At 67.4% G+C, this 13,159-nt stretch carries 11 protein-coding genes; 2 read left to right on the top strand and 9 right to left on the bottom strand.

Features of this window, described 5'->3' with window-relative positions; genetic code table 11:
* Positions 1-97: 97 nt before the first annotated feature.
* The 5 genes from GGI48_RS03255 to GGI48_RS03235 all read right to left on the bottom strand — a co-directional run bounded on the left by GGI48_RS03255 (position 98) and on the right by GGI48_RS03235 (position 7,117).
* Positions 98-2,305 carry an LTA synthase family protein gene (locus GGI48_RS03255; protein WP_409565340.1) on the bottom strand — a complete coding sequence of 736 codons (2,208 nt, stop codon included), beginning with the start codon at positions 2,303-2,305 and terminating at the stop codon, positions 98-100.
* A gap of 404 nt (positions 2,306-2,709) precedes the next feature.
* On the bottom strand, positions 2,710-3,411 hold the full coding sequence (locus GGI48_RS03250; protein ID WP_047303540.1) for a VIT family protein: 702 nt from the start codon (positions 3,409-3,411) through the stop codon (positions 2,710-2,712).
* A 55-nt stretch (positions 3,412-3,466) separates the two neighbouring features.
* On the bottom strand, positions 3,467-4,441 hold the full coding sequence (locus GGI48_RS03245; RefSeq protein WP_179601904.1) for an FAD:protein FMN transferase: 975 nt from the start codon (positions 4,439-4,441) through the stop codon (positions 3,467-3,469).
* Positions 4,431-6,620, bottom strand: a complete 2,190-nt coding sequence (locus GGI48_RS03240) for a PepSY domain-containing protein (RefSeq protein WP_179596940.1) — start codon at positions 6,618-6,620, stop codon at positions 4,431-4,433. Before GGI48_RS03240 ends, GGI48_RS03245 begins: the two co-directional genes overlap by 11 nt.
* A gap of 26 nt (positions 6,621-6,646) precedes the next feature.
* Positions 6,647-7,117: a DUF2271 domain-containing protein gene (locus GGI48_RS03235; RefSeq protein ID WP_179596938.1), complete on the bottom strand. Its 471-nt coding sequence runs from the start codon at positions 7,115-7,117 to the stop codon at positions 6,647-6,649.
* A 235-nt stretch (positions 7,118-7,352) separates the two neighbouring features.
* Between GGI48_RS03235 and GGI48_RS03230 the strand changes: the two genes are divergently transcribed.
* Both GGI48_RS03230 and GGI48_RS03225 read left to right on the top strand, forming a co-directional pair.
* Positions 7,353-8,012, top strand: a complete 660-nt coding sequence (locus tag GGI48_RS03230; RefSeq protein ID WP_103741710.1) for a response regulator transcription factor — start codon at positions 7,353-7,355, stop codon at positions 8,010-8,012.
* Complete coding sequence (locus GGI48_RS03225) at positions 8,009-9,352, top strand: ATP-binding protein (RefSeq protein WP_103741709.1); 1,344 nt, start codon at positions 8,009-8,011, stop codon at positions 9,350-9,352. The genes GGI48_RS03230 and GGI48_RS03225 overlap by 4 nt, the downstream gene beginning before the upstream one ends.
* 133 nt (positions 9,353-9,485) lie before the next feature.
* Here GGI48_RS03225 and GGI48_RS03220 read toward each other — a convergent pair whose 3' ends face one another.
* The 4 genes from GGI48_RS03220 to GGI48_RS03205 form a co-directional block, all read right to left on the bottom strand.
* A complete protein-coding gene (locus GGI48_RS03220) occupies positions 9,486-9,926 on the bottom strand; it encodes a CBS domain-containing protein (RefSeq protein WP_016963450.1) in 441 nt (146 codons plus the stop codon).
* A 169-nt stretch (positions 9,927-10,095) separates the two neighbouring features.
* On the bottom strand, positions 10,096-11,265 hold the full coding sequence (gene solA / locus GGI48_RS03215) for an N-methyl-L-tryptophan oxidase (protein ID WP_179596936.1): 1,170 nt from the start codon (positions 11,263-11,265) through the stop codon (positions 10,096-10,098).
* Between the two features lie 25 nt (positions 11,266-11,290).
* Complete coding sequence (locus tag GGI48_RS03210; RefSeq protein ID WP_179596934.1) at positions 11,291-11,815, bottom strand: DUF2867 domain-containing protein; 525 nt, start codon at positions 11,813-11,815, stop codon at positions 11,291-11,293.
* Positions 11,816-12,039: 224 nt separating this feature from the next.
* On the bottom strand, positions 12,040-13,158 hold the full coding sequence (locus GGI48_RS03205) for a hypothetical protein (protein ID WP_179596932.1): 1,119 nt from the start codon (positions 13,156-13,158) through the stop codon (positions 12,040-12,042).
* Between the last annotated feature and the right edge of the window lies 1 nt (position 13,159).

Raw genomic sequence — 13,159 nt, 5'->3', positions numbered from 1 at the left:
AAAAAAGTTTCATGTACAAGAAAATATTTTTTTGCGGAGCTTGTAGAAGGGCGCATCGAGCGTCACCCGAAAGGGCGCCGCTCGATGCTCGGCGGGGTCAGCTGGAGTGGGCGTTGCTGTCTTCTTCGGGGTCGACGCTCTCGGCCTGTACGGGCAACTCGGTGATCACGCTGAAGTCGCTGACTTCCACCGCGCCCAGGCCGTAGCCCAGCAGGTGGAAGGAGAACGCCTTGCGGGTTTGCGGGTTGTCGAAGCTGAAGTCCATCTGCAGCGGCTGGTCGGGGGTCACCAGCATTTCTTCCGGCAGGCCCAGGGGCACGTCCTGCTCCAGTTCCTTGCCCTTGAGCAGGATGTAGGCGTTCTGCTGCGGGTCGGCGGAGCGCACGGTGAAGCGCACCCGGGTCTGCGAACCCTTGGGCATTTCCAGGTACTGGGCGCCGATCAGGTTGTCGGCCCAGTCATCCTTGATCTGCGCCTTGAGCGGGATGATCGCCGGGCTGCCGAACTGATAGTGCTGGTTCAGTGGCGACTGCAGCAGGCTGCGGTCCAGGTGCGCGGCCCGGGCGCTGATCTGCCGTGCCCGCAGGCCGCCGTACTGGCCTTGCAGGCTGGCGCTGTCGGCGATGAAGCCGCTGCTTGAGTAGTAGCGGCAGCGTTGCTGGAAGTCGCACTCGGTAAAGGTGCCCTGACCGTCGTGGTAGCGCAGCTTGCCGTTGGTGTAGGACATGATTTCCCGGCCCTGGGCGTAGTCGCGGAACAACGAGCGGCCGCTGAGGCTGGCGGGCACCGGCAGGCCGAAGTAGTCCAGCACCGAGGCGCTGAGGTCGACGTGGCCGTAGGTCCCGGACTTGAGGTGGGGCAGCAGCGCCTGGTCCGGGGCCAGCATCAGGTTGAAGCCCCAGGACGAGGCCAGACGCACCCCGTCGATGCCGTGGGATTCATCGGAGGTGATGATCACCAGGGTGTCCTTGAGCACTCCCTTGCGCTCCAGCCCCGTGAGGAACTGGTCGATGGCGTCGTCCAGGTAGCCGACGGCGGCTTGCTTGGGCGTGTCATAACGCTCCAGGTAGTCCTCGGGGGCCGAGTAGGGCTGGTGGGTGCCGACGGTCAGCAGGGTGAGCATCCACGGCTTTTTGTTCTTCTTCAGTTGATCGACGTAGCTCAGGGCGCCTTCGAAGAAGGCCTTGTCGTCCTTGCCCCAGGGGAATTCCAGGTAGTTGTCGTTCTTGAACCACTCCAGGCCATGGGTCGAATCAAAGCCGATGTGCGGCATGATCTTGTCCTTGGCCATGAAGCGCAGGCCGGCGCCCTGCAGGTAGTGGGTGTTGAAGCCGAACTTGTGCATCTGCGCCGGCAGGCAGGCCTGGTTGCGCTGGTTCTGGGTGAGCATCTCGACGCCCTTGGGGGTGCCGTTGTCGAGCTTGTCGTAGTCGCCGCAGAGCATGGCGTACAGGCCGCGAATGGTCTGGTGGCTGTGCAGCACGTAGTCCGGGGTGTTCATGCCGCGCTCGGCCCAGGCGCTGAGCTTGGGCATCAGGTCTTCCTGGTAGCGGCTGTTCAGGGCCTCGCGATTGGTGCGGATATAGGCCCCGGGAATGCCTTCCAGGGTGATCAGCAGCACGTTACGCGCGCGCCCGGCGCTGGGCAGCAGGGGTTGGCCTTCAAGGTCCAGCCGGGTCAGGCCGGTCATCACCGGTGGCACGTCGGCGACATCGCCTTGCAGCCAGTCTTCGATGCGCATCTGCGCCTGGCCGGTGGCGGTGGCCAGGGCCTGGTGGGGCAGGTTGAACAGCTGCCACTGATCGGCTTCGCTGGGTTTGAGGTACTGGGTGGTGCCATGGGCCAGGAGCAGGCCCAGCGGCAGGGCCCACAGCGCCCGTGGCAGGGCCGGGAGTCGCACCCCGCGACTGCTGCGCTGGACCACCAGCCACAGCACCAGCCCCAGCAGCAGGCTCAGCCCCAGCTCGGGGTGGGTCAGGCCGCCACCGGTGGAGTTGCCGACAAACTGCGGGTCCACCAGGTAATGCAGGTCGGCGAGGTTGGGCATGCGCCCCACGGCGCTCACCAGCTCGGCGCTGACCAGGGTCAGCAGCGCCCACACCAGCAGCACCGGCAGCGCCAGCCACCAGCGACGGCGGTACAAGAGCAGGGTCAGCAGGCTGGCGCTGGCCAGGTCCGACAGATAGCCCAGCGGGTTGGACCAGCCCAGGGCCAGGCGCGCGCCCATCGGCACCAGCAACAGCAGGCCGAACAAGGTGCACAGGGGAGCAAGAGGGTGTTGTAGGCAACGACGGATCAACTTCACAAATAACCTGCCTGTCATCAAAGCTTCACGCAAATGTGCGCAATGGTAACAAGAGCGACAGCTCAGACGTTTCTTATTAGTGGGGGGAATTTATTTCCAGGCGGGCTAAGAATTGGCCTGGAGAGGCTCAAGATCGGGCTGAAGGCCCGTATTCAGGTGTCTTATTGCGGCTGCGGCCGGGTCTGATGGTGGTGGGATTTACTATTTCAGGGTGTTAAAAAGCCGCCGTCTACGGATCAGCTCAGAAGCGCAGACGGCCGTACCGGCGATGCAAGGCTTGCGGACCTGTTCGCCGGCAAGCCGGCTCCTACGGGTGGTGATTGGGGCGCTGTGTAGGAGCTGGCTTGCCAGCGAAGGCGGCCGCACGGGCGGTGCATGGCATTCGGACCCGCTCGCCTGCGGGGTCAGACCACAGTGCCGAAGGCGCTGCCCACGGCGGCGGTGAGGCCCATGGCCAGGGCGCCCCAGAGGGTCACGCGCCAGGCGCCCGTTAGCACCTTGGCGCCGCCGGTGTGGGCCGCCACGGCGCCCAGGCCGCCGAGGAATACCAGGGACATGCCGGCGATCCACGGCACCACGCTGTGCGTCGGGGCAATGAAGGTCACCGCCAGGGGCAGCGCCGCGCCCACCACAAAGCTGGCCGCCGAGGCCAGGGCCGCCTGCAGTGGGTTGGCCGCCAGGGCCTCGCTGATGCCCAGTTCGTCGCGGGCGTGAGCTCCCAGGGCGTCGTGGTCCATCAGTTGCACCGCCACCTGGCGGGCCAGTTCCGGGTTGACCCCGCGGCTCTGGTAGATGTGCGCCAGTTCGTTGAGTTCGGCCTGGTGATCGCTGGCCAGTTCGGCCCGTTCCCGGGCCAGGTCGGCCTGTTCGGTATCGGCCTGGGAATGCACGGACACGTATTCTCCGGCGGCCATGGACATGGCCCCCGCCACCAGCCCGGCCATGCCGGTGACCAGCAGCGTGCCGTGGCTGGCGCTGGCGGCGGCCACGCCGATCAGCAGACTGGCGGTGGAGACAATGCCATCGTTGGCCCCCAGGACGGCGGCCCGCAGCCAGCCGATACGGTCGTTACGGTGCAGTTCGCGGTGTCGGTGCATGAATTTCATCGGCAATGGACTCAGGTAGAGAGGACTGAACAACGGGTTGGGGTGGACCTTGGTATCAGCGGGTCTGGATGTCGGCCTGCAACTGTCCACCGACAATCGACACTTCCCGCAACTGCTCGCCGTCGCGGATCACAAACAGGGCATCCATGCCGCGCTCCTGGGCCAGCCGTGGCCCTTCGATTTCGCCCAGCACCAGCAGCGCGGTGGCCCAGGCGTCGGCCAGCATGCAACTGCTGGCCACCACGCTGACCGAGGCCAGACGATTGCGCAGGGGTTCGCCCGTCGTCGGGTCAAGGGTATGAGCGTAGGCCTGTCCGGCGATGTCCACCCACCGGCGGTAGTCACCGGAGGTGGCGATGGCCGCATCTTCCAGCTCCATCACCCCCATGACCTGGCGTTCGCCGCGCAGGGGTTTTTCAACGGCCACGCTCCAGGGCTGCCCTCCGGGCTTGCGGCCGCGGGCGCGCATTTCGCCATCGATCCCCACCAGGTAGTCGCGGATGCCCGAGGCTTCCAGGGCCCGGGCCAGTTCATCGACGCCAAAGCCCTTGGCGATGCCGTTGAGGTCCAGGCGCAGTTTGCTGCGCTTGCGCAGGCGGTGGCGCCTGGGTTCCAGCACCAGGGCGCTGGCGGCCGGGCTGCGGCGCTGCCGGCCCAGTTCACGCAGTGCCGGCAGGTCCAGGGTCCGCGACACGGGACCAAAGCCCCAGCTCTGGACCAGATCCCCCACGGCGATCTCGAAGGCCCCATGCGATTGTTCGCTGACCCGCAGCGCGGTGGTGATGACGTTCATCAGCTCCCGCGGCACGCTGATCCAGCGGTGCCGGGGCGCGGCGTTGATGCGGTTGAGATCGGATTGCGGGTTCCAGCCCGACATCTGCTGCTCGACCCGCGCCACGGCCTGGGCCAGACGCTCGCCGAGGTCCTGGGTGGCGAAGCCCGGGGCGGCGTAGAACAGCGCGCTGTAGCGGCTGCCCATGGTCGGGCCGTTGAGGCTGTAGCGCTGCAGTCCGGCGGTTTCAGTAGACATCTTCACGGTAACGTCCTTGGGCCTTGAGGGTCAGTACGCTGAGGTCGAGCGGGGCCAGCACTTCGTCCAGGGCCTGCATCACGCCCTTGGCCATGTCCCGGCTGCCGCAGACCAGCACCTGGGCGCCTGTTTCCACCAGGCGGCGCAGGGCCAGGGCATCGGCCAGCAGCCGGTCCTGCACGTAGCCGCGCTCCTGGACCTGGGAGAAGGCCGCGCGCAGGGCGGTCAGGCGCCGGTCGGCCAGATAGCCCTTGAGTTCCGGCTCGTAGAGAAAATCCGAGGCCGGGTGGCGCCCGCCCCAATACAGGTGCATCGGCTGCCGGGCCCGATTGCTGCGGATGAACCCCGCCAACGGGCCGATGCCGGTGCCGGCACCGATCAGGATCACCGGTTGCGCGCCTTGGGCGGGACGAAACTGCGGGTTGGGCTGGATGAACCCCGCGATCCGCGCGCCCGTTTGCAGTTCATGGAGAAAGCCCGAGCACAGGCCGCCCGGGTGCTTGCGCACGCAGATCTCCAGCACCCCGTCGGCGCGGCTGCTGGCCAGGGAATAGAAGCGGGGCTGGGTCGTGCCGGGAGGCAGGATGCCCACCAGATCGCCGGCCTGGAACTCGGGCAACGGCTGCCCGCTGCCGTCGGCGGCCTTGAAGCGCAGGATCCGCGTCGGCGCCTGGACCTGATCGCCATAGGCCACCGACTCCACCAGTTGCCACTCATGGCAGGGCAGGGCACGGGCCTGATGCTGCAGGTCCAGGGGCAAGCCCAAGGCCTGTCCCAGGGCCTGACCCCAGCGTTGGAATGCCTGGGGCGACTGGCGATGGATGCTTTCCAGGGGCAGCAGGCACTGCGCGGTAGTGGCCTCCAGGGCGTTTTGCACCTGCTCGGCAAAGCCGCAGAAACGTGGGAACTGCCGGTCGCCAAAGCCCAGCACGGCGTACTCCAGGCCGGGCGCCAGCGGCTGCTGTTGCAGGCGCGCGAGGAAGCCTTGGGCCGAAGCCGGGGCATCGCCGTCGCCGTGGGTGGCGGTGAGGATCAGCAACTGCCGGGCCTTGGGGTAGTCGCTGCGCAACTGGTTCATCGGCGCGCTGTGGACTTGGCGTCCCGCCGCCGTCAGGGCCTGTTGCAGGGTCCGGGCAAAGCCCCAGGTGCTGTTGCTCTCGCTGCCCACCAGGATCACGCAGTCGGCGGCGTCGGCCGGGCAGTTGTCGTCGATCGCCACCGCGTCGCGACGTCGGCGCCACCACAGCCACAGGCCGGTGAGGCTCATCAGGGGCACCCCCAGGGCGCCCAGGCCCAGCAGCAGGCCCAGCCACCACAGGCCTTCCCCGGTGTGCAGTTGATAGATGAACCCGGAGAGCTGCTGCATTCCGCTCTCGGGCTGGAAGGCCAGCAGGGCGCCGTTGGCCGGATCGACATAACCTTGGCCGCTGCGGGTGTGCAGGCTGAACAGATCCTGGGGGCTGTCAGGGTCGGGGTAGACCAGCTCGCGCAGGTCGTTGAGGTTCACCGCCTGCAACGCCGCGAGGCTGGCCACCGGCAAGGCCGGGCCGGCGCTGATCGGGGGCGGCTGGGGCAGTTGGCCCTGGCCGTCGTCGGCGATCAGGCCCAAGGTGCCGGCCGACAGGTACAGCCCGCTCAGGGCCGAGAGCAGCAGGCCAAGGATCGTCAGGCGTCCGACCTCGGCGTGCCAGCGCTGGCTGAAACTGCCGCGCAACGGCCGCAGCAGCTTGCCCCAGCCACCGGCGCGGCGGGCCAGCAGCAGCGCGCCGGACGCCGACAGCAAGAGCATCGCCAGGGCGCCCAGGGCCGCCACGATATGCCCCGGGGTGTCGAGAAACAGCGAGCGGTGCAGTTCCTTGACCCAGCGGGCAAAGGCCGAGGGCGTGTAGGGCGCCAGCAGCGCGCCGGTCTGCGGATCGACGCGGCTGGCCAGGGTCTGGCCATGCTCGCGGTGATAGACGATCAGCGTGCCCGAGGGCGTGCGGCGGATCTGCTCGATCCCGCCCAGTTGGCCGGCCACGCGCCCGGCCAGTTGCGCCACGCTGATGTCGGCCGCCGCCGCGGGCGCTTGCAGGCGTTCCAGGGCCGGGTTCAGCGCCAGGGTCGCGCCGCTGAGGGCCAGCAGCATCACCAGCAGGGCGGCCAGCAGTCCGGGGATTGAGTGCAACGAGCGCAACATGGTCGGGCCTCCTCGGGGCGCAGGGCTTACAGGTCGTAGCGCAGCGACTGCACGTAGGTGCCGCCGCTGGCGGGCTGGCCGCTGCCTTTGAGGGTCAGGGGCAGGACCACGTCGGCGCGCACATCGCGCTGGTCTTCCACGGCGCTGTCGATGCGGATCTGATACCCGGCATCAATCAGGCTGTCCGCCAGATCGGCGCTGACGGTCAGGGTTTCGCCGCTGCCCACGCTGGCGCCGGTGACGCCGTCGTACTGGCCGGCGGCCGCGCCGCCACCGCGGGCCCACCCCGACAGATGCTTGTAGTACTTGGCCTTCTTGCCGGCGACCCACAGGGTCTTCTGGTAGGCGCCGCTGGCGTCGGTGAGGTAGATCGCCAGGTAGGCGCCGTTGCCGCTGTAGGGCTTGAGCTGGGTGGTCAGGGTCACTTCACGGGCCTGGGCCAGTGTCGGCAGGGCCAGGGCCGCGGTGAGGCACCCGGCGATCACGAGCTTGTTCATGAGGCTGTCCTTTTTGCTGAATGTGGCCGCAGCCTGGGCCGTTTAGCTGACAGCAACCTGAAGGCCTGGAAAAAACTTCAGGTCATGGCACTCACGGTGATCCGGGCTTTTGCTGATCTGCCTCGGGTCGCGAGGAGGCGACACTGGCTACCCTGATCAGGCCCGCTGCTTCTTCAGATTCACGTCAGGTTCAGCGGTTAAGGTGCAGCACCACACAGGTCAAGGGAGAACGTCGATGCGGGTGTTATTGGTCGAGGATGCGGCAGGGCTGGGGGACGCGGTGCGTGAGCAGATTGCCGACGATGGCCACGCCGTGGATTGGGTGCAGCGTCTGGAGCAGGCCCGGGCCAGCGTCGCCAGTACGCCCTACGACCTGATCCTGCTGGACCTGATGCTGCCCGACGGGCGCGGCCTGGAATTCCTGCGCCAGCGCCGCAGCGCCGGGGACGTGACGCCGGTGATCATCCTTACCGCCCAGGACCAGATCTCCGAGCGCATCGCCGGGCTCAATGCCGGGGCCGACGACTACCTGGTCAAGCCCTTCGACCTGTTCGAGCTGTCGGCGCGGGTCGCCGCGGTGGCCCGGCGCTACAGCGGCAACCCCAACCCGCAGATCCGCCTCGGCGAGCTGCAAGTGGACCTGAACGCCCGCACCGTGCAGCGCGGCGGCAGCATCATCGACCTCACAGCACGGGAATGGGCGGTGTTCGAAGCCTTTGTCCAGCGCCCCAGCGCCTTGCTCTCCAAGTCGCAACTGGAGGAGCGGCTGTATGCCTTCGGCGCGGAAATCGAAAGCAACACCATCGAGGTCTACGTCAGCCGCCTGCGCAAGAAGCTCGGCCGCGAACTGATTGAAACCGTGCGCGGCATGGGCTACCGGCTGATGCCCGCATGAAGCGTCCCATCAGCCTGCAAAAACGCCTGAGCCTGGGCCTGACCCTGGGCATGACCCTGCTCTGGCTCGGGGCCACCGCCGGCACCTGGCTGGTGGTCCAGCACGAGCTGGACGAAACCTTCGACAGCGCCCTGGAAGCCACTGCCCAGCGCATCCTGCCGCTGGCCGCGCTGGAGATCGGCAACCGCCGTGGACCGCGTCGGGCGCGGCACGTGGCGACCCTGAAGATGGACAGCGAATACCTGACCTACCTGGTGCGCGACGCCGAGGGGCGAATTCTCATGCGTTCCCACGACGCCAAGCTGAAGATCTTCAGCCACCGCCCAAGCCCCGGCTTCAGCACCACGGACAAGTACCGCCTGTACAGCGCCAGCATCGAGAACGGCTCGATCGTCATCGAAATCGCCGAGCCCCTGGCCCACCGGCGCGAAGCCTCGCGGGAGGCGTTGCTGGCCCTGCTGTTGCCCCTGCTCGGGCTGATTCCCATCAGCCTGCTGGGCACCTGGCTGTTCGTGCGCATCAGCCTGCGCAGCGTGCTGGCTTACCGGCGCGCGGTGGAATCCCGCGGCGTGGGCGACCTGTCGCCGATCCAGGTGGCGCACCTGCCAGCGGAAATCGATCCCTTGGCCGAAGCGGTCAATCATCTGCTGGAGCGCCTGCGCAAAGCCCTGGAAGCGGAGCGCAGCTTTACCGCCAACAGCGCCCATGAACTGCGCACGCCCCTGGCGGCGACCCTGGCGCAGATCCAGCGCCTGCGCCAGGAAGCCCCGCAGGGGCCGTTGCAGGTACGCGCGGCGAAGATCGAGAACGCCCTGCGGGAACTGGCCAGGCTCTCGGAAAAACTCATGCAACTGGCCAAGGCCGAAGGCGGCGGGCTGCTCTCGCAAACCCCCGAGGACCTGATTCCGTTGCTGGCCCATGGCGTCGAGGAATGGAATCGCGGCGCGGCCGCGCGCATCCGCCTGCAACTGCCGGAAGCGGCCCGGGTGTGCACTGCCATCGACCCGGACGCCTTTGGCATCCTGCTGCGCAACCTGATCGAGAACGCCTTGAAGTACGGCGATCCGGCGCAGCCGGTGGACGTCAGCCTCAGCGCCGACGGTTGCTTGCGGGTGATCAATGGCGGACCGCTGGTGCCGGCGGACGTGCTGCAACGCCTGACCGAACGTTTTGTGCGGGGCAACAGCGAGGCTAGCGGTTCCGGGCTGGGGCTGGCGATTGCCCAGAGCATTGTCCACGGCGTCGGTGGCCAACTGCACCTGGCCTCACCGGCCAGCGGCCGTGACGAGGGTTTCGAAGTCCGCGTGCATTTTCCCCTGGAGGGGCCGACCCAACCTTAGGCGCTGGCTGGCCAACGAAGGCGTCGGTTGGAGCGGGGCCCTGTTCGCCGGCAAGCCGGCTCCTACGTGAGCGGGCGTCTGTAGGAGCTGGCCAGCGAAGGCGTCGGCTGGAGCGGTGCAGGGCTCGCGGAGCTCATTCGCCGCGGATGTATTGCTCCAGCTGGCGGATCAGGTCGGCCTGTTCGGCGATCGCTTCCTTGACCAGGTCGCCGATCGACAGCAGCCCCAGCAACTGGCCGTTCTCCACCACCGGCAGGTGGCGCAGGTGGTGGTCGGTCATGATGCTCATGCAGGTTTCCACGTTCTGGTGGGAGTCCACGGTGATCACCGGCGAGCTCATGATGGCGCTGACCGGGGTGCCCACCGAGGAGCGCCCGTGCAGCACCAGCTTGCGCGCGTAGTCACGTTCGCTGATGACCCCGACCACTTGACCGTTCTCCAACACCGGCAAGGCGCCAACGTTTTTTTCGGCCATCAGCATCAGCGCTTCCAGGACCATCTGGTGCGGGGCGATGGTGTGCACTTGCTGGTTGTGCTTGGCCTTGAGTTTCAGCAGTTCTGCGACGCTCTTCATGGGGCGCTCCGGTGGTTCTACGTGGGGCGGCGATGCGCTGCCCGGAGGGGTTGCTAAAGAATCGTAGAGACTCGGCCAACCGGCAAGGCTGAAAACGGCAGATAAACGGCGAAAAACGTCAGCCCGGGAATTTTTTTTCAGCACGGCCCCGATAAAGGGGCCGCGAGCGTCAGTGGAAGCGTTGCAGGGAGAAGCTTTCCAGGTCGATTTCGCTGCGGCCGTCCACCTGCAGCTGGGCCAGGGCTTCACCAATCGCCGCCGAGTGCTTGAAGCCATGGCCGGAGCAGGCACTGACCACGGTGACGTGGGCCATGTGCGGATGGCGGTCGATGATAAAGCCCGAATCCGGAGTCACGGTGTAGGCGCAGACGCTGGCCTTCACCAGCTCCGGCGCCAGCCCGGCGATATGCGGGGCCACCAGCTCGCGGAACAGGCGCTGGGCATCGGCGAGGCTGGGTTGGCGGTCGAGTCTGTCCGGCTGGCTGCTGGCGCTGTACTGCTCGGTGGCGATCTTCACGCTGCCTTCGCCGGGAATCGGCGGGAAGCCATAGCAGGTGTCGACATCGTCGGCGCTGTGGAGGATGAAGCTCGGCGAGCGGGGCGGGTAGTGTTGCGGCTCATCGAGGCGGAACCAGTACAGCTGCTGGCGACAGACCTGCAGCAACTCATCGAAGGGCGCCCCCAGCAGCTGCGCCGACCACATGCCGGCGCTGACGATCACCTGCCGGGCGCGGATTTGTGAACCGGCGCAGATGACGTCCACGCCCTCGGCGTCGGGCTTGAGTTGCAGCACGGTGTGGCCGGTGATCAGGGTCGCCCCCAGTTGCCGGGCCCGGGTCAGTTGCGCGTCGATGCAGCGTTCCGGGCGGACAAAACCGCCGCCGGGTTCGAAGTAGCCCCGGGCGCTGTCGGCCAGCGGGGCGAACTGCGGGAAGCGCCGGCGGATCTCGGCGGCGTCCAGCACCTGGTGCTCGATGCCATAGTGCCGGGCCAGGGCGATGCTGTTGTCGGTGAAGTCGCGGGCATCCGCCGGGCGCTGCGGGTCGGTGCTGGCGGTCATCACCAGCACCCCGCATTGCTCGAACAACGGCACGTCCAGTTCGGCCTCCAGCTCGCGCCAGATCTGCTGCGAGCGGATCGCCAGGGGCACATAGGCCGCGCCTTCGCCCACCGCCTGGCGGGTGATGCGGGTGTCGCCATGGCTGGAGCCCTGGTCATGGGGCGGGGCGAAGCGGTCGATGCCCGCCACCTTGACCCCGCGCTTGGCCAGTTGATAGAGAGTGGCGGCGCCCATGGCGCCCAGGCCTACGACGACCACATCGAATTCGGGTGTCTGCACGACAAGATCCTTGGGGGATGAAGGTTCAGCGGTTATTGATAGTGGCCAGGGTCATGGGCGCGATGATCCGGTGGAACGGCGCCACCGGCAGCATGTACAGGCGCCCCAGGCGGTTGTGCGGGTGCACCACGGTGCTCAGCACCACCGGGCGCAGGCCCTCGGCGGTCAGGGGTTGGAGGTTGAGCGACAGGTGCACGTCCAGGTGCTTGTCGCGGTCCACCACCAGCACCTCGTCGGGACTCTGGGAAACCAGGGTAAAGATGCCGACCCGGTCGCCGGGCTGGTAATCCGCGTCCGGGCGCGCCAGGTCGATGCGGGTCAGGCGCCCCAGGTCCTTGAGGCCGAACAGCTGCACTACGCGGTTGCGCAGGCCCATCAGGCGGTCGATCCAGGCCGGGGTCTGGCTCATCAGGTTCAGCAGGTGGCGCATGGCGCTGCGTTCGGCATCGTTGGCGAATGTGCGGCGGCAGTCGATGAAGGTCGCCCCCGGGGCCAGGGCGGCGATGCTCGAGTCATGGGGCAGCGGGCAAGGGTGTACGGCGGACTTCATCGGTGCAGCTCCCTGAAGGATGGCGGCCTTGGCTGGATGCCGATCAGCCGCGCCGGAAGCGGCAGAAAATACCACTTCCTGGGGCGCGGAACTTGCTGTTGTGTCGCGGCCGGTTGTCGCTGGGCCATGGTCGCCATTGCCGGCGCGCAGGGCTTCGGCGGTTATCCGCACGGCGCAGGCCGGTGCATGCGCGAGCAGGTGATCCTGCGACCGGTCGCGCGGCTTCAGTGCTCGGGCGGGTGCTTACGCTCCAGCCAGCCGATGCTCTGCTTGCCGTAGCCGGTGCTGTCCAGCAGGCGCCGGGCATCGAACCATTGCTGGCCCTCGTGCTCCTGCCATTGCTGGCCCCAGCTGTTGAGTACCTTGAGGCCCTCCTGGCACTGGCCCTGGGGCGTGCACAGGCGGGCGTGACCATAGGCCACCAGGCTGTGCTGATACTGCTCGGGGCATTTTTTCTGCTTGGCATCGCGGTACAGGCAGACGTTGGCGATGATCACCGGGTTGCCGGCATCTATAGCCTGGGTCAGCGCCGGGTACAGGCCGGCGAAGTGCTTCTGTTGGCTCGTTTCCGGCAGGGCGCGGATCTGCAGCTTGTCCTTGAGTTCGAACAAGGCCCGGCGGCTGAGGCGCCGGCATTCAGGGGGGATGATGATGGCCGAGAAAAAGCCGCCGAAGTGCGGCTTGCCCAGGGCCTGGGCGATGCCTCGGGCGTCGCGGGGGGTGGCATAGATAGCCTGGAGCTCGGCCACCTGGGCTGGGCTGGCGACACAGTCGGCACAGGGGGCCTTGAGCCGATGCTGTTGATAGAAGTCCTCCAGGGCTTTGAGCACCGCGCGCTGGGCCTTGACGTCCGCGGCGGTAATGGCGCCGCTGGGCACGAACTTGTCCTTGAACAGTTTCTCCTCGGAAAAGCACGCCTGGGACACCACGGTGCCGACCATCAGCGCGGCGTTTTCCAGGGTGTAGAGCGGGTCGCCGCCCTCGTCGATGTCCTCGTAGGAGCCGACGCTGTCCACCTCGCCCGTGGGCTTGCGGCCATAGCGCGCCATGTCCAGGGGCGCTGCCAGCTGGTGTTTGTCGATCCGCGTGCAATCTTCTTTGGCCGCCTGGCATTGGTAGTAGTTGAACACCGCCGCCGCGCTGTGGCTGAAGCACAGGCCCAGGCCCTGCTGGGAGGTGGCCAGGGGCATGTTGTCGAGGAGGTGCAGGCTGTTCGGGGCGGGCGTGGCCGCCGCCGGCAGGGGCACCAGCGCCAGCAGCGGTGGTGCGGCATGCAGGTGCAGCGGAATCAGGGCCGGAATCAGGGCTGGAATCAGCCAAGGCGCGCGCCGGGGTGCAGGCATG

Source organism: Pseudomonas protegens, assembly GCF_013407925.2.
Taxonomy (GTDB): Bacteria; Pseudomonadota; Gammaproteobacteria; order Pseudomonadales; family Pseudomonadaceae; genus Aquipseudomonas; species Aquipseudomonas fluorescens_AP.
Note: the sequence above shows the minus strand (reverse complement) of the source record. Positions and strands in the feature narration are given on the sequence as shown.

Coding starts and splice junctions, on each gene's coding strand:
- GGI48_RS03250 (WP_047303540.1), bottom strand. CDS start 3,411: ATGAAATTCATGCACCGACACCGCGAACTGCACCGTAACGACCGTATC.
- GGI48_RS03245 (WP_179601904.1), bottom strand. CDS start 4,441: ATGTCTACTGAAACCGCCGGACTGCAGCGCTACAGCCTCAACGGCCCG.
- GGI48_RS03240 (WP_179596940.1), bottom strand. CDS start 6,620: ATGTTGCGCTCGTTGCACTCAATCCCCGGACTGCTGGCCGCCCTGCTG.
- GGI48_RS03235 (WP_179596938.1), bottom strand. CDS start 7,117: ATGAACAAGCTCGTGATCGCCGGGTGCCTCACCGCGGCCCTGGCCCTG.
- GGI48_RS03230 (WP_103741710.1), top strand. CDS start 7,353: ATGCGGGTGTTATTGGTCGAGGATGCGGCAGGGCTGGGGGACGCGGTG.
- GGI48_RS03225 (WP_103741709.1), top strand. CDS start 8,009: ATGAAGCGTCCCATCAGCCTGCAAAAACGCCTGAGCCTGGGCCTGACC.
- GGI48_RS03220 (WP_016963450.1), bottom strand. CDS start 9,926: ATGAAGAGCGTCGCAGAACTGCTGAAACTCAAGGCCAAGCACAACCAG.
- GGI48_RS03210 (WP_179596934.1), bottom strand. CDS start 11,815: ATGAAGTCCGCCGTACACCCTTGCCCGCTGCCCCATGACTCGAGCATC.
- GGI48_RS03205 (WP_179596932.1), bottom strand. CDS start 13,158: ATGCCTGCACCCCGGCGCGCGCCTTGGCTGATTCCAGCCCTGATTCCG.